The following is a 25,411-nucleotide window of genomic DNA, read 5'->3' on the forward strand; positions in this document are numbered from 1 at the left end:
TTAAAAGGGGTTTTTATTGATCTCAAACCTCGCACAAAAAAGGCCACGGTGATTTTCACCATAGCCTGATTCAGCTTATCAGCCTGAACTCACTTTTTATTGGCAGCCAAATAAGCGTCGATTTGCTTTTGCGCTTCGGCGATGACTTTGTCGAGCCCGTTCGCCTTTTGTTTCTCGATGTAGTCGGACAGTGCCTGATCCGTATTTTTGGCGACGCCGAACTCGATCGTCTTGCCCAATTCCTCGTACGTTTGATCGCGCTTCGCAAGCTCGTTCTTGATGCTGTCTTCGGCGATGAACAAGCCGTCTATCGGCGAATTGACGTTGTTCGGCTGACTAGCGAATTCCGCTTCATGCACCCAGAAATCTTTCGGATATGTGGTCGTCGGCCGCATAAATTGAGGCTTCCAGAACGCCCATTGTCCGCCCCATTCCATATAGTTGCTTGCCGTCGTCGACATGCCGTTCGGATATTCCGCCGCATCACCCTTCAACACATACGTCTTCCCTTCGATTCCGTATTGCACCAGGTCGTACAGCTTTTGGTCGGTTTCGAACATGTCGAGGAAGCGAAGTACCCTGTCGGCATGCTTCGAATTCCGGTTAATGGCCAGTACGTTGGCCAGCGCCGTGCGGTTGATCGTCTTCTTGTCCGGATAAATGAGCGAGCTTTGCAGTCCGTAGGAAGGATCAGCAAATCCCGGATTGGCGTTCACCCATTCATGGGACGTCAAGGTGATCAGCGATTGGCCGTTGCGCCATTGGGCCGCCCCGTCCTGCTTGTCGATCATGGCGTCGCGGTTGATAACGCCATCGTCGTACCACTTTTTCGCCATTACGCTTGCTTCCTTATAAAACGGCTGCTGCTCGAGAGCCTTGACGGTCACTTTCGGATCGCTCAGGTAGAAACCCAGTTGGTGGAACCCGAGATCGACCCATTCATCCCTGAGCTGGTAAATGGCGAGTGGATTCGATCTGCCAATTTTCGCGTTCGGATACGCATTTCTGAGCTTATGAAGGAACGTATCGATCCCCTCGATCGTATTGACGGATTTCGGATCCGGAGTGATGCCCGCTTTATCAGCCATGTCAGAGCGCCATGTGAAGTACTGCCGCTGATTCATTTTCATCGTCCAAGGCAGGCCGACGATTTTACCGCCCACGGTTGCAGCCTGAAGCGTTCCCTGTTCCTGATATTTCTTATACAAGTTCGGAGCGTATTTCGGCAGCAGGTCGTTCAGCGCCATATAGGAGCCATTGGCGGCCATCAGCTTGTAGGACAGCCAGTCGCCGTCAAAGTTCAAATCCCAGTTGTCCCCGGACGCAGCCATGACCCGCATCTTTTCCTTGAAATCGCCGAACGGGATAAAGTTGATGTCAAACTTGACGTTCAGCCCTTTCGATTTGACATAGGTGCTGACGGCGGACCAGACCTCATCCGTTGCCGCTTTCTTGTCCCCGCCGAAATAAAAACGCAGCGTAACTTCGTCCTCCTGCTTGGCATCCGTACTGGCCTTGCCAGTCTGGGACGGTGCGGCGGACGGCCCCGCGTCCTTCTTCTCCGTACTGCATGCGGTCGTCAGTATGCTTAGTAAGAGCACCGCAGCAGGCAAAAGCAGCATCTTCGACTTCAAGCTTTTCATGTTCCCATCTCCCCTGAAATTTTATTTATACTATAACAGCTGGTTCGCTGACATAGCCGATAGTCAACCTTTGACGGCCCCGACCATTAACCCTTTCACAAAATACTTTTGCAAGAACGGATATAAGAACACTATGGGCCCGATCGTCACGACCGTTAGCGCCATTTTGATGGACTCCGACGGCATTTGCACAGAAATTCGCTGCATGTCGGCCGCGTTCTGTGAACTCTTCAGGAACTCCACATTCGAGACGAGCGTCCTCAGAAGCAGCTGCAGCGGCTGCAGCTCCTGCTTGTCGATAAACATGAGGCCGAGAAACCAGTCGTTCCAATAAGACAGCGCCACAAACAAGCCGATCGTAGCCAGCACCGGAACAGCCAGCGGCATGATCATTCGGTAAAAAATCATGAATTCCCCGGCCCCGTCCATTTTCGCCGATTCGTACAGATCCTCCGGGATGGAAAGCAGGAAGTTCCGGATGAGAAAAATATTGAACGCGTGCGCAAGCGGCGGCAATATCATGGCAAGCAGCGTATCCTTCAGATGTAAGTAATTGACGCAAACGATATACCAGGGCACCAGTCCGCCGTTAAAAAGCATGGTGATGATGACGTAAACTGATAGGATATTCCGGTATCGAAACGATCGTCTGGCGAGCACGTAGCCGGCCATGCTGGTGACTGCCAGGGAAAGCAGCGTTCCGGCGACGGTCACCGTCAAGCTGATGCCGTACGCTTCGATGATCCTCGGGGAGCCGAGCAGAAGAATCTTGTAAGCGTCGAACGTAATATGCTTCGGTAAAAGACTGTAACCGTATGACATAATGTCCTTCTCAGTGCTGAGCGAGCCGGTAATGACCATCAGGAACGGCAGCAAGCATGCAAGGCTGAATAAAGCAATCAGGATCAATATGAGCGAATGTGACAAAGAAAATCGTCCGGCCTGCATATTCTCATTCTCCTTTCCGATTAAGCAGCGGTTAAAAGATGGCGGAATCGCGATCGATTTTCCGCGCTATATAATTGCTGGTGAGCACGAGAACGAGCGCCACAAGAGACTGTACAAACCCTGCCGCAGAAGCCATACCGATATCGCCCGATTGCCGGAGGCTTCTGTAGACGAACGTATCGATGACATCCGTCGTCGTGAACAGCGGGGAAGCATCCCCGACCATCGCGTAAAACATGCCGAAGTCCGCATTCATAATCCGGCCGACCGCGAGCAAGGTGAGGATAATGATCGTCGGCTTCAGCATCGGGATGCTGATGTAGCGGGTTTGCTGCCAGCGCGAGGCGCCGTCGATCGCAGCCGCTTCATAGTACGATTGGTCGATGCCGGTCAGCGCCGCCAAATAAATGATCGTGCCGTATCCGGTTACTTTCCAACGGATGGCGACGGTCAGAATGAGCGGCCACAAATAGGCTTCGTTGTAAAAATCGACCGGCTGCAACCCCAGCTGCTCCAGGAGCCGATTCAGAGCGCCGCTTTCGTAGCTCAACAGATTGTAGGCAAATACGCCGACAACAATCCATGAGATGAAAAACGGCAAAAACGTCATCGACTGCGTGATCCGCTTGAACACCTTGCTCCTGACTTCGTTGAGCAGCAGGGCGAGGCCCACTTCGAAGACGAGGCCTACTGAAATAAACAGGGCGTTCAGCAGAATGGTGTTTCGCGTAGCCCGGAAGGCGGCGGAGGATGACAACAGATAATCAAAGTTGCCGAGCAAGGGCTTCGCCCATTCGCTCCCGAAGATGCCTTTGTCGAAACTGAAGTTTTTAAAGGCGATGATCAGTCCGGCGAGCGGCAAGTAGTTGAACAGGAACAGCAGCGCAGCAACAGGCAGAAACATCAAATACAGCGTGCGATTCCGAATGAGATCGCGAACGAACCCGTTGCTCTTTTTGTTTGCGACAATTACGGTTGTCTCCGATATGGCATTCATGGAAAGTCTCCTTTTGTTGGTCTGTACTTTTATGATATTGCAGAAGACGGGGGCACACCATGAGCCAGACCTAAACTTTATAGTGCTTCTTTAGCGTATTTGCACCCCGCCTGCAAAAGGCAGACAGCCCCGTGCTCCGATAAGAGCCCGAGGCTGTCTGAGCCGAGAACGGCTGCGGTTATTGGTGACTGGTCGGATGATTCGCCGCAGCCTCCCTCTAAAAAAAATCCGGCCCTAAACATTAGAGCCGGATTGTAAACGTCATTGTCCTATGATTCGGTTGTAAAATGCACTGCTCCTAATGCTGAGGCATCAAATACTGCGCATCTCGAAGCAAGTAGACCGCCGCCTCTTCGGCAATATGCTTGCCGCTCTGCGCCTGCACTTCGTTTGCAAAAGCTCTCAGATTCCGCTGATTCAGCTTGGCCTGCAGACTGTTCGCGATTCCTGCGTTGTCGATCCATCCCCGATTTGCAAAGCGTTCGGTCAAGGCCTGTAAGGATGAAATGCTTGTTGTCGTCTGGAACGACACGGCTTGGCTGCCCGTATTCCCGGCCAGATCACCGGCCGTTACGATATATGCGTGCATGCCGAGTGGCAGCGTATACAGTGGAATTACCGCTCCCTGCTGCACGGTTTGACGGACGCCATACGTTTCCACCGTGACCGTCGTCTTGCTGTTGTCCACACCGGACAAACTATCGCTGAGCGTAAAGCTCGGCTCGATATCCATGGAATCGCTGTAAGCACTGTACACCAGACCGGTTACCGTAATCGCCGGCGCAGTCGAGTCCAGATTGAAGCCGATCGACTTCACTGCCTCCTCATTGCCGGCGTTATCCGTCGAACGGTAGCTCACTGTATACCGGCCGTCCTGGCTATAGGTGACAGGTCCCGTAACCTTTTGCCAATCAGAGCCTCCATTCAGGCTGTACACCGACGTCGCCACACCCGACAAATCGTCCTGCGCGCTTAAAGTGACCGTAACCGGATGCAAGTACCAGCCGTTCCCTCCATCCGGTTCGGAGGGAGCAACGACGGCAGTCGTGACAGGAGGGGTCATATCGTGCAGCCTCATGTTCAGCCGCGTTTTATCGGGGCCGTCCGGCAGCAGGTTGATGAAGCTTTGTGCGGCATCCGCCGACATGCCGGAGCGGTCGCTGCGCGCCTGCTCAACGGCAGCCGCAGCGGACGTCTTGCGGAAATCGCTGTAGCTGCCCCGCAAGAAATACAGATCCCCGAACAACGTGGCGTCCTTGGACGTGCTGATTCCTTGATTGAATTCCATGTATGCCGCTCTGCCCGCGCCGTCATTTTCATTCAGCAGCAGGGAAAACCCGATGGTGTCGCCTGGTTGGTATGTGTACCCCGGCGATACGAGCGACGCGAACGGAATTTTGATGTCATACTGCGTCAAGCCGTCCGTCCGCCGGATTACGGCGTTCCCGGCATCGAATGCGCCCGTGGCGATGTTTTGCGGAGCCCGCCACCTCCATTTGGTGACTGTTCCGTCGTTGCTTAGCGCATAACCGAGCTCGTTGACGTTTTTGCTGGCTGAGCCGTCTTGCTTCGACATATCGAGCCCGACCTGGATGCCGTCGCCCTGCCAAATATCGCCTTTCGACCAAGCTTGAACATGCACATCGTCTCTTACCGACACGGAGATGTACAGGTTTTGGTCGTCCCACTTCACATCGGCGGCTGCGCTCAAATCATCGGTGCCTTTCCATTTCCCGCCGAGACTGTGGTATTGATCGGCCATGTTCAACGAAATCGCCTCTTGCGCGCCTCTGCTGCCGTCTTCCGTGCGAACGGCGATCATTTGCCCCGCCTTGACCGGCATTTTGTACGCGCGCCCGTCCTCAAGCGTGACCTTAAAAGTGATGAAATCGCTGACGACGACAGGAAGCTTCACCATTGCACTCTGGCCGAGTCCGACGTTCTCAAACCGGATCGGCACGAAAGCTTGCGCAGCCGGCGCCGGTTCGAGCAGTTCGATGGTGCCGTTCAGCGGGCCTGGATAGTTCGAATTCGTCAGCTTCAGTTCCGTTCCCAGCTGTTCCGGATGCGCGGAATCGTAGCCGGTACCGGACACTTCCAAAGCAATCGGCTTGATTTCAGTTCCCGTCACTTTGCCTGGTGCATCGTTTTTCATGATCAATCCGCCGGCAAACAGGTTGGCGGCTTCGGTCAGCCTGACGATGGACGGACCGGCGTAAATGTGCGTTCTCCCCGCCTGCTGGAAATAAGAATCATAGAGCTGAATGTCCCCGCCTGTCGCGTTGATCCCCGGCTCGCCGGAAATACGGAAGTTGCTTTGCTGGAGACGGATGCTGCCGGAAGCAATATCGGCGGCTCGCGTCACATCGCCCCACATGGACGAATTGAAGAAATCCGCCGTCGAAGCGAAACCACTGCCTGCCGTGACATACACTTTTTCCGTTGTGCTTATGGCTACGAGCTCCGTATTGACGAACGTCAGGCCTTTGCCGCCGGCTCCTTCCAGAAAGGCGCCTTTTTTGCTGCCGTCCGTGCCGTGCCCGATAATCAGAGCCTCCGGACCTTGCCCGTTCTGCGGCGTAAAATGAATGCCGTAAAGCGATCCGAACACGAACGTGTTAAAGAACGTTTCATTTACCGTATGGCCGACATGGAAGGCGTCCATATTTTCTTTTTGATAATTCCAGACGACGTCCTGCTGGCCGCCGGGAATGTGGTTCGGGTAAGTGCTTCTCGAATAGTAGTGGGGATTGAACTGGACGTTTCGCACGAAGCCGTCCCGCGCCCCGCCCCCGACGAAAATGCCTTCCTTCAGCGGAGATCCCGCCACGTAATCGATATAATGCCCGCTAGTGTCGTAGCTTCCGAAATCGATGCCTTGATAAGGGTTGACCAGCGTCGTATTGATGACGTACACGTGATGTCCCTGGCCCTGGATCGTCCACGCATACGGCTTGATCTGGCTCCAATTCTGCTGATCGTAATAGACCGAGAGCCCGCGAATGCCGGCGCCTTCCTGCAAGGAAATGAAAGGAGCCCCGTTCGGGTCGTTCTCGCCGTAATTCGTGAAAATGACGCTGCCGCCCCCGATCGTATGATGCGGCACATCCCACGAGCCTCTAAGCTCCACGCCGCTAGGAACGGCAATCGGCTGATTGATCCGGTACGTGCCGGCCGGGAAATACACCGTACCCCCGGTTGCCTGTGCGTCCGTGAGCGCCTGCTTGACGGCGGCGGACACATCGGCCGCCCCGGTCGCATCCGCGTTATAGGGAGCCGACGTCACGTCGTACAGCCGATCGGATGCCGGCTTCGGCTTGGCCGCAGCGTCGCGGGGAGCCCCGACCGGCAGCTTCTTCATCTGATATTGCGGATCCTGGCTCACGCTTACGTCCGCGCCGCCGCTTTCATCCTGCACATCCAGCTTGCCTTGGTAACCGGAATTGACGGCGTTCAGGCTCTTGACGCCAGGCTTTAATAGCAGCTGCCGGCCCGGCTTCGACAATGCGGTCTGCCCCAGAATGACGGAACCCCCGTTCGCTACGATCGCATATCCGCCCGCATCACTATTCCAATCCGCGATCGTGCTGTTCTCGAACGACAAGTGTCCCTCTCCTTCGTTGACCACGGCGTTCAGCGGGCTTCCGCCGATGTACGAAGTGTTGAACTGAGCGACGCCGTGATAGGACGGCGTCGCGTAGACCGCCTTCGGCGAATCGCCGACGCCGGCTGAGAAACGGCTGTCCGAGACGAGCAAGCCGTACTCATTCACCGCTTCCAGCTTGAGCGCCACATTGCAGTTCGCGATGTCGATACCGTAAAACTGCGCATTGGCCGCATCACTGGAATTCGTTCGATTTGTCATCCGCAGACCCGTCTGGAAGCCGGAAATCCGCACATCCGACATATATTCCCAATCGGAACGTCCCATGACGATGCCTTCCGCATGCGCAGTCATGTACTGGAAGAGGCTCTGCGGATCTGGCGCGCCGGGCAGTCCCGAGTGCGACCACGTATCCGGCGACAGACTGACCTTTTCGATCCTGCCGATGTCGGTCGTATAATCGAGGAAAATTCCGGTTTTCAGCACCGTGCCGTATACATCGTGAAGGTAGTGGAGCTCGTTCCAGTCGGGACCGATCTTGATCCCGCTGTACGAATTGACGAGCGTGACATGCTCGACGGTGGCGCTGTCGCCCGACATTTGCTCGATCGTCCACGGATAGGCAGCGATATGATCCAGCGATTGTTCCGGGTACCAGATGGATAGATTCGTGATGCCGCTTGACTGCTCCAGGCGGATGAAGCTCGTTCCGGCTTCATTCCCTTTGCCCGCATAGGCCTCCAGGATGGTGCCTTTGACACCGCCGGCCGTCTCGGGGTTTGCCCAATCGCCGCGCAGTGTAACGCCGGTAGGCACGTCGAGCGTATCCGCGATTTTGTACGTGCCGGCAGGTGCATACACGATGCCTCCGCCTTTACCTGACGCCGTGTTAAGGGCGATTTGGAACGCCGACGTATCGTCTGTCGTTCCGTCGCCTTTGGCGCCGTAATCCATGACGTTATAGCTCGCAATCACGATATCGTCCGTCGGATATGCGGTTTTCACAACGAACGGCTGGCCTTCGTTCGGGATCCGATCCCTCTTGGTGACCGTCACGGAGGCGATATAAGCTTCTGGTGTCCCGCCGCCGGCCGTAATCCGGAAGTCCGAGCCGTTCGCCCGGTTTGCGAATTTGGCATCGTTTAAAATAAAGGTGTACGTTTTCCATTGATTCGTGTTTTGATAAGAAAAAACCGGCGCGTTCTTGAACGCTGCGGTCGTCGAATCATACTGCAGCCCAAGCTTTCCGTTGTCCTTGTCGTAGTATTCGACAGTGACATAGACCGTCTGATCCTTATTGTCATAAAGAAAATCGTCCCTGACGTTCATGTAGAAGTAGAGCGTCTGGGGGCTCGGAGCGTTTTGATTCGTCGCCCAATAGCCTTTCCCATCGAGCGTGCCGGTTTGCAGACCTGCCGCGTAATCCCCGGCTCTGGCGGTGATACCGTTCTCGGCAGGCGTTGCGCCCAGCTCAATCGAAACGGCATTCTGAACCGTATCCGCGAACGCTCTAGGCACAGCTGTGAATCCGTTCCAATTGAAAGCGCTGTAAATCAGAAGCATGCAGAAGAAAACCGTCCATTTCCGATCCATCATCACACCTCCGTGAAATCCATTTTTTCATTCTTTAATCCTATGCTCGTCCCCAATCGTCTTCAAGGCTTCTGTTAGGTTCCTCCGGCATTCCCGGCAAAATCAGTCCCCCGTCAATGCGCAGCGTAATCCCGGTAATGTAAGCGGCGGCGTCCGAGCTCAGCCAGGCGACCGCTTCTCCGATATCCGCCGGTTTTGCCATGCGCCCAAGCGGAATTTTTCGGCTCAGCCCGCGGTGATATTCGTCGTTAGGATCCCGAATGATCGTCGCGCCGGGCGCGATGGCGTTGACGCGAATGCCGTGCGGAGCCAGCTCCAGAGCAAGCGACATCGCCGCACGCTCCAGAGCCGCTTTCAGCCCGCCGTATACGCCGTCCATCGGATAAGCCCGCTGCGCCCGCGAGGAGGAAATAAAGATGATATTGCCGCAAACCCGGTCCTCGATCATGTGCTTGGCCGCGATACCGCTTAACAGCAGCGGGGCGCGAAAATTGACCGCGGTCATCGCGTCGATTTTTTCCTGGGAAAAATCCGTGATCACCTTGTCACGGATGCAGATGCCCGCATTGTTGACCAGCAGCCCGATCGGGCCAAGCTCCCGGCGAGCCGTGTCAATAAGAGGCGCAAGCGTCGCCGTATCGCGAAGATCGGCCTGGAAGACCACGGCCTTCCGGCCGAATCGCTCCCGGATTTGCGCCGCCGCATCGATCGCCTCCTTCGGCTCGTTCAAGTGGCCCAGCAGCACGTCATAGCCTCGCTCCGCAAGTACCATGGCGATGCCGCGGCCGATTCCTCTGCTCGCGCCCGTTACGATCGCCGTCTTGGGCGTTGTTGATTGCACCATACGTAAATCTCCCTTCGATGATTGCCGCTGAATGATTCTATCACGGCCGGACGCTTGTTCCATCGGCCTTTCGATCTGTCGGATAAGGCCGAAAGTACGGCTTCCCTTTTTCCGAACCCGCGATCAGCGCCTCTGCCTTTTCTTCGTCGATGTCGATCCCGAGACCCGGTCTGTCGTTCGGATACAAATAACCGCCGCGCCGTTCAATCGTCCCGGGAAACGCTTCCCGCTCCTCGGGGCGGAAATGATTCACCTCCTGGATGCCGAAATTCCATATGGCCATATCCAGATGGACACAGGCCGCCTGATTGACCGGATCGCTCTCCCCGCCTTCCTGCCACGCTGTCCGGACGCCGAACGCCTCTCCAAGCGCGGCTATTTTGCGGGCGGGGCTGATCCCGCCGATTTTCGGCACGCGCACCCGGATGAAATCGATGAGTCTTTCCTGCACGAGCGGAGTCCATTCCGCCGGGTTCACGAACAATTCGCCGATGGCCTGCGGAGTCGCGCATTGGGCGCGAAGCTGCCGGAACCAGCCGATTTGCTCCGGGGGCAGTACGTCCTCCAGGTAAAACAGGCTGTACGGCTCCAAACGTTTGGCCAATTGTATCGCGGTGATCGGAGACAAATGCTCATGCACGTCATGAGTAAATTGGACGTCCATGCCGAACTCCAGGCGCAGCCGCTCGAACATTTCCGGAATCATATGCAGATAGCGGGCTTCATCGAAAACCGGTCCGTCTGTCCAGGCGCCCGCCGGAACGTTAGCCTGCTCCTTGGGGATGAATCCTCCGCCACCGTAGGAGCCCAGCTGACAACGGATGACCGTATACCCTTCCTCTTTGAAGCGGTGCACGCTTTCGATCAGCGATGAGATATCGGCTCCCCCGGCATGTCCGTAGCATGGCACCGCCGCCCGGCAGGCGCCGCCGAGCAGCTGGTACACCGGCATGCCGGCTTCCTTGCCCTTGATGTCCCACAGGGCCATATCGATGCCGCCCATCGCAGTTTGCAGCAGTCCGTCGTTGCGCCAATAGCCGCAAGTATATAGCACCTGCCAGATGTCCTCGATCCGGCCCGCATCCATCCCGATCAGACGTGGACCCAGCAATTCCTCCAGCAGTTGCCCGATCGTTCCGGGTGCGTACAGATCCGTTGCCGACCCGATCCCGTACAGCCCCGGCTGATCCGTCATCACCTTGACGATCGTCCAGCTCCGGTTATGCCGGGTTCGAATGCAGCGGATTCCCGTTATTTTAGCCATATTTTCACCTCCTGGATACCATTGTAAAATTGTGTAAACCTGGCAGCAATGAGACGAAATTAAACAAAACCTTTCAAAACAATCTTCTTGTAACACGGTCCGGAACGGGTGGACAAACGCGAACTCAAAAAAGCGCCGAAAGCTGCCTACCCCATAGACCGGGGCAAACAGCTGCGGCGCGAGATTCCTTTACTCCTCGTCGATTCCCTGCATGTTTCGGAATTCCTTCGGCGTGTATCCGACATACCGTTTGAACATTTTGGAGAAATGGACCGGGTCGCGGTATCCAACCTCCGAAGAAATTTGGTAAATTTTATATTGGATGCTGCCGAGCATTTCCTTCGCCTTCTGAATACGGACTTCGGTCAGAAACTCAAGGAACGTGACCTGCATTTCTTTCTTGAACAGCTTGCTCAGCCAAATCGGGGTGACATGGACGTGTGCGGCGACGGCCTGAAGCGACAAGTTTTCCCGGTAGTGCCGGCGAATGTAAGCTTCAGCCTCCTGAATGATGTGGCTTTGCGGCGCAAGCCGTTCGCGGATGCCCGCAGACATTTGCAGCAAATAGGCCTGGACCCGGCTTTGCAGCGAATCAAGCGTGTCGAACCGTTCGATCTCATCCCAGATCAGCAGCGGGTTCGTCTCCCAGAAACGGTCCTTCCAGCCGATGGAAGCAGCCCGTTTGAACAATTCCAGCAGCCATTCGAACGTCCTCTGCTGAATGTCGCGGATATGAGGCTCGCACCAGGACCGCACGAAGTCGGAAAAGCCGCTCATCGTTTCCATAATATCGGAATCGGTCCCATACTTGAGGAGCTCGATCATTTCGTCCGGATTGCCCAGCCTAACCCCCTCGGCCTCCTCGTCCGCCGCTTCTCCCGCGACCCAAACCCGGTTGCCGCCAAGGACGATCTTGTGCTGAAGCGCTTCGCACGCACCCGCATATAATTGCGGCAGCCGGTTGAAAGGGCCCGGTGCAGGGTTCAATCCGATCGTCGCCTTCACTTTGACGAACTCGTTGATCCGGGCGATCAGCAGCTTGGCGAGTTTCGTGACCGTCTCCAGATCGCTTGCTTGGCACGGGATCGCAGCGATCCAGCGCTCCTTTTTATCCTTGAATAGAACGTACGCTCCCGGGCATTCTTCTTGCAAGGTTTGATCCATCACGTTGCCGATTGCGAATAAAACCAGCTCGCGCTCCTGCTTGTAGCGCTTCTCCTGTTCAATCGCCTTCAGGTCGTCGACTTCCGCCGCCAATATGGCGAGCGGTCCTTTCGATATCCAATCCAGCTTCAGCTTTTCCAAACGGTGGATGATCCTGGTTTCCATGTGCGGTTCTATCGCTTTCTCCGCCATTTCCCTCATCAGCTCTTCGCGCATTTGCAGCAGCGCCCGGTGGGCCTCGTTTTCGAGCAATGCCTGATTCTGATTGCGGAGCTGCTCCGTCCGAATGAGCTCGAGCGCTTTGCGCACGATATGCTTCATTTCCCCGATATCAATCGGCTTCAGCAAATAATCGACGGCGCCTTGCTTCATTGCCTGCCGGACCAGCTCAAATTCGTCATATCCGCTGATGAAAACAATCTTTCCCGGGAAGGACGAATCCATATAGAGCTGACGGATAAAGTCGAGTCCGGACAACCGGTTCATCTTGATGTCGGAAATCACGATATGCGGGCTCCAGGCACGGGCAAGCTCCAGCGCAGTATCGCCGTCATCCGCCGTTCGAATTTCGTGAATCCCCAGCTCGTGCCATGGAAACACCGTCCGCAATCCCTCGCGGATTTCCTTTTCATCGTCCACGATCAGCGCCTTGTACACGGGAGCATCATCCCCATTCGGCAAAATTTTCGTTTTTTTTGAAAACGTCGTCTACTTTTTCGCAGCGAGATACGCGTCGACTTGCCTTTGCGTTTCGGCAAGCACTTTGCCCAAGCCGTTCTTCTTCTGCAGCTCCACGTAATCTTTCACCGCCTGATCGACATCTTTCACAGCGCCTAGCTCGATCGGCCGGCTGAATTCATCGGACGCCTGGTCGCGCTGCTCAAGCTCGCTCTTCATCCGGTCTTCGGCAATGAACAAGCCGTCCACCGGCGAGATCACGTTGATTGGCTCGCTCGCGAATTCCGCTTCCCGTTCCCAGAAGCCCGCACTGTACGTTTGCGTCGGACGCATGAACTTCGGCTTCCAGAACGCCCATTGTCCACCCCACTCCATATAGTTGCTGGTCGCGGAGTCCATGCCCTCGGGATAGACAGCCATATCGCCGTTCAGGTTGTAGGTCTTGCCCTTGATGCCGTAAATCAGCAGATCGTACAGCGTACGGTCCGTTTCCACCATATCGAGAAACCGCAGCACAAGGTCGAAATGCTCGGAATTTCGATTGATTGCAAGCACGTTGGCCAGCGCCGAACGGTTGACGAATTTTTTGTCAGGATATAGCAGGGACATCGACTGCTTGTAGGTTTTGTCGACGAATCCGGGATCGGCGTTCGCCCATTCGTGCGAAGTGATCGTAAACAGCAATTTGCCGCTTCGCCATTGCTCATCGGAGCCTTCCTTGTCGATCATCGCATCCCGGCTGATCAGATTGTCATCATACCAGACCTTCGACAGCCGAGCCGATTCCAAATAAAACGGCTGCTGTTCGACCGGCATGACGGTTACCTTCGGATCGTTCAAATAGAAGCCGAGCCCATGGAAGCCGAGATCGACCCATTCGTCCCTGATCATGTAGATGGACAAAGGCGGCGTGCGGGACAGCTTTTCGTTCGGAAACGCTTTTCGTAACGCACGGAGTAGCTTGTCGACATCCTCGATCGTCTTGACCGAGTCCGGCTCGATCTTGAGCCCTGCCTTTTCGGCAAGATCGGCTCGCCAACCGGCGAATTTGCGCTCGCTCATCTTCATCGTCCAAGGCAGGCCGACGATTTCGCCATTTACCGTCGCCGAAGACAAGGTGCCCTGCGCTTTATAAATGTTATACAGGTTCGGCGCGTATTTCGGCAGCAGTTCGTTTAACGCCATATAGGAGCCTCTGGCCGCCATTTGTTTGTAGGACAGCCAGGAGGCGTCGAAGTTCAAGTCCCATTTGTCGCCGGATGCGGCCATGACCAGCATTTTGTCTTTGAAATCTTGAAACGGGAGCATGCGGATGTCAAATTTGACGTTCAACCCCTTGCTCTTGACGTATTCGCTTATTTTCGCCCATACCTCGTCTGTAGCCGGCTTCTTGTCGCCGCCGAAATAGAAAGTGAGCGTCACCTCCGGTACACCGTTTGTTACCGCGGCATTTCCGGAGCGCCCTTCTTTACCGTCGCAAGCCGAACATACCATGCACAGCAGCGCGAAATAAGCGAACACATAAAGAAAAGATGTTCTTTTTCTCATTCTATAGCCCCCTGTCTCCCGGAAACCTCCTGCTTTAATGCCGGCTCGCCGCTGTTCATGACCGGATGGCGCAGCGTGATTTTCGTGCCGGAAGCGGAATCAGATTCGATCTGCAGCCGGTACTCTTCCCCGAAATACAAGCGCAGCCGCTCGTTGACGTTGCGCAGACCGACCCCTCTGGTGCCGGTGGATTGCATCGGTTCGTCCTTGAGATCCCGGTTCAGCTTGTCCAGTATATCCGGTGGAATGCCTTTGCCGTTATCGCTCACGTCGATAACGATGTCATTCTTCTCACGGCGTGCCGAGACCAGGATTTTTCCGGCTTCGAAATTATCGCGGATGCTGTGCTGGATAGCGTTCTCGACCAGCGGCTGAAGCAGGAGGCGCATGAAGGGCAGCGGCAGCAGCTCCGGCTCAACGGCATAGAGGATACGGATCGATTGTCCCATCCGGGCTTGCTCGATCTGGACATAGGACCTCAGATGCTCGATTTCGCGCTGCAGCGTCGTGATCTCCTTGCCCTGATTCAGACTGAGCCGCAGCAAATTGCCGAGCGCCGCCACCATTTCGCTGATATCGCTTCGGCCGTAAGCTTCCGCCTTCCAGCGAATCGATTCCAGCGTATTGTACAGAAAATGCGGATTGATCTGATGGCTCAGCACCTGGAACTCCAGCTCTTTCTTCTTCCTCTCCGAGCGAGCCGCCTCTTCGATCAGCGTTTCGATCTGCTGGGAAAGGCTGATGAAGCCGCGGTACAGCCAGCCCACCTCGTCGTTGCGGTCGGACCCAATGGATGGATGTCGGAACTGCCCTTTCTCCGTCTTTCGCATCAGCCGCACGAGCCGGACGACCGGCTGGGTAAAATGAACGGTGAAATAGATGACAACGCTGACACAGCACAACAGATAAGCGATGAGAAAAATCTGGATCACCCTGCTGATCTCGTCGATCGTGCCGGTCAATTCGCTGAGCGGCGACAAACTGACGAGATACCATGCGCGGCTGTCCAGCTTCAGGCTGGAGGCGACATACTTCTGCCCCCCGATAGAGATCGTTTGCGAGGCTGCCGCAGCGCGGGTCAAGCTGTAAAGTGAGCCGGCGACCTCCGGCCGGCCTGTCCATTCGTTCGAGGATGAGTCGTATATCACGTTCCCGTTTTCATCGAGCAGCAGCAGCTTTTGCCCCGCAATATTGCCCGACGGCGAAATAAACCGCGAAAGCTGGTCCTCCGAAACGTCGGCGGTAATAATGCCCCGGGGCTGGCGGTCGTAAAGGCCCGTGAACCGTTTCGAATACGTCAGCAGCGGTTTGGCGTAACGTCCGTAGCTGGGCATCGACAAGTGCCAGGATGGGCTGATTGAGATTTGGGCCTTGCCGAACCATTCCTCTTTGGCGGCGATATCCGCCTCCCCGATCGTAGCCATGTATTCGGGATAACGGGCCGGCTCGATCGGGTAGATATGCACTCGAAACGCGTCTACCCTGGAGCTTTGCTCGTTCAGGAATGTCAGCATATTGACCGTGAACGCCTCCTCCTCCCATCCCGACGAGGAATGATCGAGCAAGTCCTGCAGTTTCTTATTGCCGACCAGATCGTTCATCTGGTCGTTCAGCCTCGACAGATAAGCTTCGAACCCTTTGCGGGCCTGGATCAAAAAGCTTTGCGAAGCCGAGGTATTCGCTTTCTTGATGCCCTCGATCGCTCTGTCGCGAGTGTAATAGGCAAACAACAGGAAGGGGATGATCAATATCGCAAAAAAGATCAGAATCAATCTGTTCCGGAGCGAACCCAGCGCAAACCGTTCCTTATTCATAGGCAATTCCCTGCAGAATGCGGTACTCTTTAGGTGTCCAGCCGGTCTTCTTCTTGAACAATTTCGCAAAATGAACCGGGTCCCTGTAGCCGACCAGCGAAGAAATTTGATAAATTTTGTAGCGCGCTTCACCGAGCATTTTCTTGGCATTCTCCATTCGCAGCTCGGTCAAATACTCCAGGAACGTCTGCCGCATTTCTTTCTTGAACAGCTTGCTGAGCCATACCGGCGTCACATGTACTTCCGCTGCGACGCTTAGCAAGGTCAGGTTGTCCGCATAATGCTGAAGCATGTATTTCCTCGCCTCCTGGACGATATGTCCCGGGGAAGCGGAATGCCGGGCGAAGCCGCGCGACAGCTCCAGCAGACAGAGTTTCGCTTGCTCGCGAAGAGACTCCAGCGTGTCGTAGCGCTCCAGCCGGTCCCACAGCAGCATCGGGTTGCGCTGCCAGCCCTTCTCGCTCCAGCCGAGCTGTGACGCCTTCTTGAAAATGCTGAGCAGCCACCCGAACAAATGCTGTTGGATGTCACGGATATGGGTATGGGACCAGAGCTGTACCAGCTCGTTGAACCCGTCCATTGCGGCATGGATATCCGCTTCGGTACCGTACATGATCAGGTCCATCACCTCGTCGGGATTCGTAATCGGCGGATGGTCCTGCTCGGGCTCCTGCTCCCATCCGCCGCCGGTCATCAGACGGCCGCCGCCGTAAACCGCCTTCTGCTCCAAAATTTCCTCCGCTTCGGCATACCGGGCATGCAGCTCCGAAACAGCGCCTTGATCCGTGCAAAGCGCTGCGCTCGCTTTTACCTTGACGTAATCTTGAATACGTTCGATGAACAGGTTGCCTAGATGCTCTAGTCGTAAGAGACTGTCGCTCCTTGAGGCCTGCAGCACGATCGCCCAGCGCTGCTTCGAATCCTCGCACATCGCGAACGGTTCTGGATAATCCTCCTCCAGTGTCTGCTTCACCACATTGCCGATGCCGAACAGGATCAGCTCCTTCTCCCGCCGCATCCCGTCCCTGTTCTCCACCGATTTCAAATCGTCGGCTTCGATCAGCATGACCATGGAGGGTCCGCCGGCCATCCATTCGCAGTTCAGTGTTCGCAGACGGTGCAAAATCCGGGTCTCCCGGTACGGATCGTACTCGTATTCAAGAATTTCCCGCAGCAGTTCTTCGCGGAACCGGGGCAAAGCGCTGCGAACCCGGTCATTGAGCAGCTGCCGGTTATGCATGTCGGTGCGTTCCTGCTCCAACTGGCCGATGGCGCGCTTCAGCACCTCCCCGAGCTCGGCCGTATTCACCGGTTTCAAAATATAATCCATGGCGCCCAACTTCATCGCCTGCTTGACCATCTCGAAATCGTCATAACCACTAATGACGATTGCCTTCCATCCGTCCGGCCTTGTCGTGCCTAGCGCCTCGATCAGCGCCAGACCGGACATCCGCCTCATGCGGATATCCGTTACAATGACATCAGGCTGTTCGATCCGTGCCAGCTCCAGCGCAGTATCGCCGTCATCAGCAATGGTAACGCTCTCAATTCCATAGTCGGACCACGGAAAACTTGCGCGCAGTCCTTCCCTGATTTCAAATTCATCGTCCACAATAAGCGCCTGCATTCCTGTCACCGTCCCTTGCCAGTTCTGTCCTTATCGGCACGCTTGTCGCTAATCTGATGACTCTATTGTAGCTCTCATGCCGAGCCGCGAACAAGGAATTATTACAGGTAGGCCAAAAATGCCCGCAAAAGTTTGCAATTGTCTCCTAATTTATATCATTATCTTTCGCATAATTACCTAGTCGATGAAGTAAAAAGACCGCCGGGACGCTTGGTCCCGGACGGTCTCCTTGCAATCTCGGTCAGGAGCCGAAGCTTCCTGTCGTATCAAAAAGCACCGATTCGTTTGTCTTATGCTTGGATGTCGAGATCCGCTTATTCAGCTCCTGCAAATACAAATCCTCATTGATCGGAAGCTCGACCGTTTCGCCGAGCCAGCTGGACAAGTGCATAGCGTTCGATAACATTAAGCTATGGATGCCTTCCTTGCCGTCCGCAATAAGCGGCGTGCCATGCAGGGCCGCCTTTGCAAACGAAGCGATGACGCCCATATGCTGGCTATTGTCGCCCTCCGCCGGTACGACGAATTCTTCAACGGACGGCCTGGCGAAGCCATCCTTCGATGAAAAGCAATATTCACGTTCGTTTTGGCTGAGCTTATGAAGCGTCAGCGTATTGTTTTCGCAGACGAGCTTTCCCATCTCTAATGTAATCTCAAGGCGGTTCGTCCCCGGCAGATCGGCCGTTGTCGTGACGAAAACACCCGTCGAGCCGTTCGGGAATTCCAAATAGGCGGTTACGTCGTCCTCAACCTCAATATCGTGCCACTTGCCTTCATGGCAAAAAGCACGGACTTTCGCAGGCATGCCGCAAATCCATTGAAGCAGGTCGATATTGTGCGGACATTGGTTGATAAGCACGCCCCCGCCTTCGCCAGCCCAGGTTGCGCGCCAGCTGCCGGAATCGTAATAAGCTTGCGTTCTGTACCAGTCCGTAATGATCCAGTTTACACGTTTGATCGCACCAAGTTCGCCGCCGTGCACCAGCTCGTGCATTTTCCGGTACATCGGGTTTGTCCGCTGGTTGAACATCATAGCGAATACGACGCCGCTTTCCTCTGCTTTCTCGTTCATTTCCCGCACTTGCTTCGTATACACGCCGGCAGGCTTCTCGCATAAAACGTGCAGCCCTTTGCCGAAAGCTTGGATCGCAAGTCGCGGATGGTCATAGTGCGGCGTTGCGATAATAACGGCTTCACAAAGTCCGCTGTCCATCAATTCGTCCGGGCTCGTAAAGAAACCGATCGTCTCCGGCAAATACTCCTTGGATGCCGTGAGCCGCTTTTCGTCCATTTCTGCAACGGCGGTGAGCTCCACCTCCGGCACAGTGCCTTTGATCAATTTTTTCGCATGATCCGAACCCATATTACCCATTCCGATAATGCCCATACGCAATTTTTTCATGATGATTCTCCTCTCTCTTTAGCGGTAGCCAAGGGCAGCCAAATTGTTGTAGCTCGTCTGCAGGCAATCGAACGGGCTTGTTTGGCAAACGTCCTGCTCGACGAGCAAATATTTCGTGTTTGCTTTCTCAAGCGCTTTCATTATTGCCGGAAAATTCATGTTGCCTTCCATAACCGGCGCCATCCGCTGCTCCGTGCCCCGCACAGCCATGTCTTTCAAATGTACGCAATGGAGGCGGTCCTTCAAGATGTCAATCCATTCGCATACGTCGGCGCCGGCTGCCTGCACCCAATACGTATCAAGCGTAATCCCCATTTCCTCCGGCGAGAAATCCTCGATTAGGCGTTCGATCAGACGTTTGCCGCCGATTTTCTCGAACTCGAAATTGTGGTTATGGTACATGAACAGCTTGCCGGCCCTGGCGATTCGTCCAACCGCTTCCCGGAAGTCCTCCGCGAAATAACCGTACCAATCCGGTTCGCGGTACTTATCCGGCATTCCCCCGATACCGATGTAATCGCAGCCCAAAATGTCATGCTCCTCGATCACTTGATCGGTTTCGTTCAAGATCCGGTCCACGTTCGTGTGAGTCAGCGCGATTTGGAGCGAAAGCTCGTCGCAAATGGCTCTAAGCGTCTCCGGTTTGATTTTGCCGATTGCAGAAACCTGGACCGATTTATAGCCCATTTCTGCTATTTTTTGCAATGTACGTCGAATGTCCTTTTCGGTTTGAAGAAAGGATCGAACCGTATACAGCTGTGCACCTAAAATCATGGAAAATGGCTCCTCCTCATTGGTTGTAAGATTCCTCTCACCAACTAATTATAGTACTCGCATACAGATGTTCCATTGTAAATCGGAGCGAGAACATTGCAAATATAGCGATTATCAACTAGACTGAAATCACGCCTTTCGGAGGAAGTGAAGTGACCGGATGCAAACCATCAATATTCATACCGATTCGATCATTCTTCATCATGCCGTCGATCGTCGCACGACCGATCAGTATGAGCTGCACTGCCACAATTTCTACGAAGTGTTCTATTTCATCGCCGGAGATGTCAGCTATCTTGTCGAAGGCAAACGATATGTGCCGGAGCCGCACAGCCTCCTGCTTATTGCCCCCCACGTTTTTCATGGCGTAAAAATCGAAAGCGATATCCCTTATGAGAGGATATCGCTCCATTTTGTACCCGGCTTTCTGCCCCCCGAAAACCAGACCGTTTTATTGTCTCCGTTCCACGCCGATTACGGCTCTTCCGGCATCTATTATACGGATTACGGGGAAAAGGTCATGTATCCCTTTTTCAAACAATTGATCGATGCCCGTTTCGCCGACAAGGCCATACGGGATTTGTTGCTTCGTGTGCGTCTCGAGGCTCTTCTGTCGCAAATCTTGATGTACAGCTATTCCTTCAAAAGTGCAACCGAACCATCATTCTCCACCAAAACCGTCTCCCGAATCATCGCTTATTTAAACGACCATATTGCCGAGTCGATCAGGCTGGACGATTTATCCGCCGCCTTTTACATCAGCAAACATCATCTGAACAAGATGTTCCGGAGAGCGACAGGTACGACGGTGGGCAATTACGTAACGTACAAACGGGTCGTGATGGCTCAGAATTTGATTCTGCAGGGGCAACCAGCCGGTTCTGCGGCAGCAGCCGTAGGCTTTCACGATTATTCGTCCTTCTTCCGCGCCTATAAAAAGGTGCTGGGCCATGCGCCTTCAGTCAAGCAAACTCAGCTACTGTTCGAGTAAATATTAACTATCCTTTGAGGGCCGGACCGACCGTCATAACCCGCTCCACTTGTTCGCTGAAGAATATCGTCATTACGGCACGCTACTGAAGGTGCTTGTCCACTAATGAAGAAAAAGAAGAGGGGTTTCCCCCTCTTCACCGCTTCGCCTTATAAAACTCATGATAAAGCTTCATGAGCGCCCTTGGGACAACAAATATAGGGCATCCCGCAGCAAGTAGTTTGCTGCTTGGACTGAAACATGCTTGCCGCTCTGTGCTTTCACTTCACTCACAAAATCAGCCAAATTGTTCGCAGTCAATTTGCTCAGTAAGCTATTCGCGATACCCGCGTTATGGATCCACCCGGTGCTCGCAAAATGCGTTACTAATGCCTTCAAGGAATCGATACTTGTTGTGGTCTGAAATACTACCGTTTGGCTGCCATTGTTCCCCGCCAGATCGCTCGCCGTTACAACCAGCGTATGCGAACCGAGTGGCAGCGTATAGAGAGGAATCGTTGTCCCTTGCTGTACCCCGTTCGCATCCAACGTCATTGTCGTCTTGCTGTTGTCAGCTCCAGACATTTCATCGCTAAGCACAATTATAGGAACAATACTCTCGGTATCATTAAACGTACCGTATACGACTCCTGAGACGGTGATTGTCGGAGCAGTCGCGTCCAGATTGAAGCTGACGGTTTTTGGCGTTTCTACATTGCCGGCATTGTCCGTCGAACGATAGCTCACGGCATACTTGCCGTCTTGATTCAACGTTACAGGCGATGAATAGTTTTGCCACGTAGTACCGCCATCCAGGCTGTACTCCGTCTTGGCTAAGCCAGACACATTGTCGGAAGCATTAAGACTTAGCGTCACAGGATGTACATACCAGCCGTTCGCTCCGTCCGGGGCTGCTGCCGCTACAGAGACGGCCGTCAAAGGCGGCGTCGTATCGATCATTACCTTGTTCTCGCCCTTAACGCCAGAACCGTCTTTCGCATTGGCAACAACGGTTACAATTCCGTCTTTAATAGCGGTAAGAAGACCCGCCGCATTGATAGACGCAGCATCGGTTGCCGCCCCATTGTCTCCTTGTACGCCCCACGAAACCGACTTGTCATCGGCATTATCCGGCTTCACAGCAGCGGTCATTTGCAGTGTCCCGTTAGCCTGATTGATCAAAGCTGTTCCGTTAATGCCGGAAACTGCAATGGAACTGACCGGAATGCTGGTGCCATATTCAAATGCATCCACAACAATAACCGTATCGCTTGCGCTCGGATTCTTGGTTCCTGTTACGACGACTTTTATCGTATGGGTTCCTGGTGTTAAACCAACTTTGCTGTAGAGTACCTGTTGATATTGTTTGCCGGTAGCGTAGGTATCGATCGCTGCCTGATCCAGCACTCCGTCGATATATACGTCCGCTTTACCTCCATTGCTGTTCATTGGGCCAATCCATTTGATCGAGGTTCCGTTAAATGTAAACTGCACATTCGCATTCGTTTGTCTGGAATATTTTTCAGTGCCCAGATAATCACCGCTATCCGAATAATTGCTCCAGGTACCGTTATAAATGATCGATACATCTTTATCATCTACCGGACTCGGCGGTGATGACTGACCCCCGGGAGCACTTAGCTTACTGATAATATCATTATAGGAAGTTCCGTTCGGAGCGATATGGATCGTTTCATTTGGTGAAGTTGTAATGTTGATTTCACTGCCGGATAACGTTCCGCTCGCTACACCGTTACGATAAATCACCAAAGTTTGATCTGGCCATGGATTTACAAGGGTAGCGTTCCTTCCTTTCTCACTGATCAAGCGAACATATTGTACGATATTGTTCTCCATATCGCTTGATACCAGGAAACCGCCATACGCACGGAAATCGCCGAATTTCGCATAAGTATTTGCCGGCCAATTCGCAAAAACCCGAATTTTCCCTTGATACGACTGCAGCAGCATCTCATTTACTGTAGTAGGAACGGTATTTAGATTTTCGATACCTCCACCATCCGTATGAATATGCATATTGTTATAGCTGCGGCTGGTTATCCAAGAGTAAAGCTGTGTTAATATGGTTGTAGGATTATAACCTACTCTCGCTGCAGAAGGATAAAATAACGGTGTACCATTTTCATCCGCCCATCGCTGCATTTGATCAACCATGTTGTAGGCAATCTGCTTCGTTGTAGAATCACTGTCTAACCCAATCTGGCTGCCTGGGAAAATATGCTGGACACCAATCGAGTTTCCACTATTCCAATCTCGTCCAACTTCCGTATACCTAAAGACGGTTTGACTGTTGCGTACCTGTGTTGGAAATGCACTTAAATTGTTCAATTTATTTTGCCAGTCGGTGCGAAGCGCCGCATCCTGGTTCAGATCCGTGCTCATGTCAATAAGTCCTTGGAATAGCAAACGAACAAATCCTAAGGACATAACACCATTGGTTTGCGGATATGTATCTCCTTCATGCTGAGCGTCATTATAGATCACATATCGGGTTCCATCCCAAACTAAGTAGTTGGTCCAGAAAGCACCCACTAATTTGAGATAGTTGTATACTTTACTAGCATAGGCAGTATCACGCGTGTAGTAATAACGCATGACCATGTTAGTCGCTGCATTAACTGCATTTGTTTTTTGATTATAATAATCGCTTGAATCAGGGCTGCCTCCGGGTAACGGCCCGATGGCAACCGGATAATAAACGCCGCTGAATCCTGCTGCGGTTGCCCCGGCCTGAGCATTCGGAATCCAATCCAATATCGGTTGATCATAACTGTCCGCCGCATCGACATGATTAGTTGGATACATCGCATAAAATGGAGTTTCGTAGTTATAATTAAGATGGAAATCCCCATTCCATGCCATGTCTTGCGTAGCCCACGGCCCCCACAAGCCTGGAGCGTATTTATTTCCTCTCATACTGCTGCCAAGCAAATATAGTGAACCATACCAACTCTTTTCGATCGTCTTATTCGGAATCTCTACAAATGATTTTGACCAATAATCTTGCCACCAATTACGATGAGTTTGATTGAGTGCATCGATATCCGCTTGTGTTAATGCGCTTACCTTGGACACAGATGTATTCTGATAATCGTTGCTGTCCGTATTACTTATTAATGAAGTTGCGAGCGTATACGTTTGGCCCGGCTGCATAGTAAAGCTCAATTGTCCATTCGACACTGTACCGGTCGTATTTATGACTCTTGTGGACATACGTACCCGCGAAATAGGATTTGTTGATGAAGGAGGGGGGGGACCGACCACACTGGATTTAACTAGTGCTCCATTTATATACAACTTAATGTTCTGGCCATCATAAGTACCCATCACATGTACCCAACTATTCGTTGGCACTGCTGATGGAGAATCGGCATACTTGCCGCCGACTGTCTGGAAACGAAGCTTTCCACCCGATAGACCTAAGCTTGTGCCTTGATTCCACTCGCCCTGACTGAACATGTAATTTGCGTCAGTCGCGTAACTTGGCACGTAGATCCATGCCCCTAACGATTTGTTATCGTTAGCATTAATACTCACTAAACCCGCATCCCAATAACTGCTGGTTCCATTGAAAGAGAGAGCATTTCCGATTTTTCCCGCGACGAGGGAAGTATTGACGGCACCCGTTGGAATGGAATCGAACGTGTATTGCGTAGTCAAGCCGCTGCTTACCGACTGTAAATTATACAATTGTGAGACTTCAGTATCGGAAAGAGCCCTATTGTAAATACGAAAATCATCCATATTTCCATTAAAGTACCATCTTCCCCCGGAGTAATCCTCTCTGCCTATCTTTGTCGGTTGGTAAACCGGATCAGCTTGGACATCCATACTGAGCACATCGCCTGTTATCGTATTGGCAGTACTAATCGTAGCACCTGTTCCATCCTTAAGGCTTACTGTTACCGGAGCAGATGAGGAACCGGTATAAGACAATTTGGTCATTAATAAATTATCCGTAGCGGAAACCCAGCTTGTAGAATGAATGGTATTGCCGTTTAACGTAAAGTTCCCGCGCACTTCAGCATGAGCAATATCTTGTTCCATAAAGTAAGAGGCCCCGGCCATGCTTGGAACAGAAAGCGCTATTCTGCCTAGTGCTTTCGTCCTTTTCTGATCTCTTGACCAAAATTCGTTTTTCCCGGCATAAAACGTCATTTGGTCGATTCCGCCGCCAATAACAATCCCAACATCACCATTCCCCAGCAGAGGAGCATCCGAGGTATGATCATTAAATACAGTAGGCTTGGTGTTAAATACACCTGTATAATTTTGGACCACCAGCAACGCGTTTTGTGATGTAATGGTGTCAGCTTTCGCAACTTCGCTGCCATAAGGTAGTCCGATTTGAATTAAACCGGCTGATAACAAAACGATAATCGTTTTTTTGCCCTTCAACATAAAATCACTCCTTGTAAAAGATTCATAAATCAATACTTATCAGATGCCACAGATCATGATAACTGGAGCACGAATCAATGACTTTTGCTTCAATAATCGGGTACTGAGCTTCAATTCGC

General features: G+C 53.2%; 14 protein-coding genes. 1 reads left to right on the forward strand and 13 read right to left on the reverse strand.

The genetic code is table 11. The annotated features are described in order from the left end of the window. Window positions 1-89: 89 nt before the first annotated feature. The 12 genes from ACFQZT_RS05730 to ACFQZT_RS05785 form a co-directional block, all read right to left on the reverse strand. Complete coding sequence (locus ACFQZT_RS05730) at window positions 90-1,643, reverse strand: DUF3502 domain-containing protein (RefSeq protein ID WP_379297429.1); 1,554 nt, start codon at window positions 1,641-1,643, stop codon at window positions 90-92. Window positions 1,644-1,706: 63 nt separating this feature from the next. Beyond that, on the reverse strand, window positions 1,707-2,591 hold the full coding sequence (locus tag ACFQZT_RS05735) for a carbohydrate ABC transporter permease (protein WP_379297431.1): 885 nt from the start codon (window positions 2,589-2,591) through the stop codon (window positions 1,707-1,709). A 31-nt stretch (window positions 2,592-2,622) separates the two neighbouring features. After that, window positions 2,623-3,588, reverse strand: coding sequence for an ABC transporter permease (locus ACFQZT_RS05740; RefSeq protein WP_379297433.1), 966 nt, complete (start codon window positions 3,586-3,588; stop codon window positions 2,623-2,625). A gap of 298 nt (window positions 3,589-3,886) precedes the next feature. After that, window positions 3,887-8,788, reverse strand: a complete 4,902-nt coding sequence (locus ACFQZT_RS05745; RefSeq protein WP_379297435.1) for a glycosyl hydrolase family 28-related protein — start codon at window positions 8,786-8,788, stop codon at window positions 3,887-3,889. A gap of 37 nt (window positions 8,789-8,825) precedes the next feature. Further along, entirely contained in the window at window positions 8,826-9,629 is an 804-nt protein-coding gene (locus ACFQZT_RS05750) for an SDR family NAD(P)-dependent oxidoreductase (protein ID WP_379297437.1), read from the reverse strand. A 40-nt stretch (window positions 9,630-9,669) separates the two neighbouring features. Continuing rightward, window positions 9,670-10,989, reverse strand: a complete 1,320-nt coding sequence (locus ACFQZT_RS05755) for an enolase C-terminal domain-like protein (RefSeq protein WP_379297439.1) — start codon at window positions 10,987-10,989, stop codon at window positions 9,670-9,672. A 93-nt stretch (window positions 10,990-11,082) separates the two neighbouring features. Then, window positions 11,083-12,714, reverse strand: coding sequence for a response regulator (locus tag ACFQZT_RS05760; protein WP_379297441.1), 1,632 nt, complete (start codon window positions 12,712-12,714; stop codon window positions 11,083-11,085). Between the two features lie 51 nt (window positions 12,715-12,765). Continuing rightward, window positions 12,766-14,283: a DUF3502 domain-containing protein gene (locus ACFQZT_RS05765; RefSeq protein ID WP_379297443.1), complete on the reverse strand. Its 1,518-nt coding sequence runs from the start codon at window positions 14,281-14,283 to the stop codon at window positions 12,766-12,768. Beyond that, window positions 14,280-16,097 carry a sensor histidine kinase gene (locus ACFQZT_RS05770; protein ID WP_379297445.1) on the reverse strand — a complete coding sequence of 606 codons (1,818 nt, stop codon included), beginning with the start codon at window positions 16,095-16,097 and terminating at the stop codon, window positions 14,280-14,282. The genes ACFQZT_RS05765 and ACFQZT_RS05770 overlap by 4 nt, the downstream gene beginning before the upstream one ends. Then, window positions 16,090-17,724, reverse strand: a complete 1,635-nt coding sequence (locus tag ACFQZT_RS05775) for a response regulator (protein ID WP_379297447.1) — start codon at window positions 17,722-17,724, stop codon at window positions 16,090-16,092. The genes ACFQZT_RS05770 and ACFQZT_RS05775 overlap by 8 nt, the downstream gene beginning before the upstream one ends. Before the next feature lie 241 nt (window positions 17,725-17,965). Next, a complete protein-coding gene (locus ACFQZT_RS05780; RefSeq protein WP_379297449.1) occupies window positions 17,966-19,126 on the reverse strand; it encodes a Gfo/Idh/MocA family protein in 1,161 nt (386 codons plus the stop codon). Between the two features lie 18 nt (window positions 19,127-19,144). Next, complete coding sequence (locus tag ACFQZT_RS05785) at window positions 19,145-19,900, reverse strand: sugar phosphate isomerase/epimerase family protein (RefSeq protein ID WP_379297451.1); 756 nt, start codon at window positions 19,898-19,900, stop codon at window positions 19,145-19,147. A 160-nt stretch (window positions 19,901-20,060) separates the two neighbouring features. On the opposite strand from ACFQZT_RS05785, the gene ACFQZT_RS05790 reads away from it, so the two are divergent. Then, the gene (locus ACFQZT_RS05790; protein ID WP_379297453.1) at window positions 20,061-20,891 is read left to right on the forward strand and encodes a helix-turn-helix domain-containing protein; all 831 of its coding nucleotides are present in this window, start codon (window positions 20,061-20,063) and stop codon (window positions 20,889-20,891) included. Between the two features lie 171 nt (window positions 20,892-21,062). Here ACFQZT_RS05790 and ACFQZT_RS05795 read toward each other — a convergent pair whose 3' ends face one another. Beyond that, a complete protein-coding gene (locus tag ACFQZT_RS05795; RefSeq protein WP_379297455.1) occupies window positions 21,063-25,292 on the reverse strand; it encodes a LamG-like jellyroll fold domain-containing protein in 4,230 nt (1,409 codons plus the stop codon). Window positions 25,293-25,411: the final 119 nt, after the last annotated feature.

The organism is Paenibacillus sp. GCM10027628 (genome assembly GCF_042676385.1).
GTDB lineage: Bacteria > Bacillota > Bacilli > Paenibacillales > NBRC-103111 > Paenibacillus_E.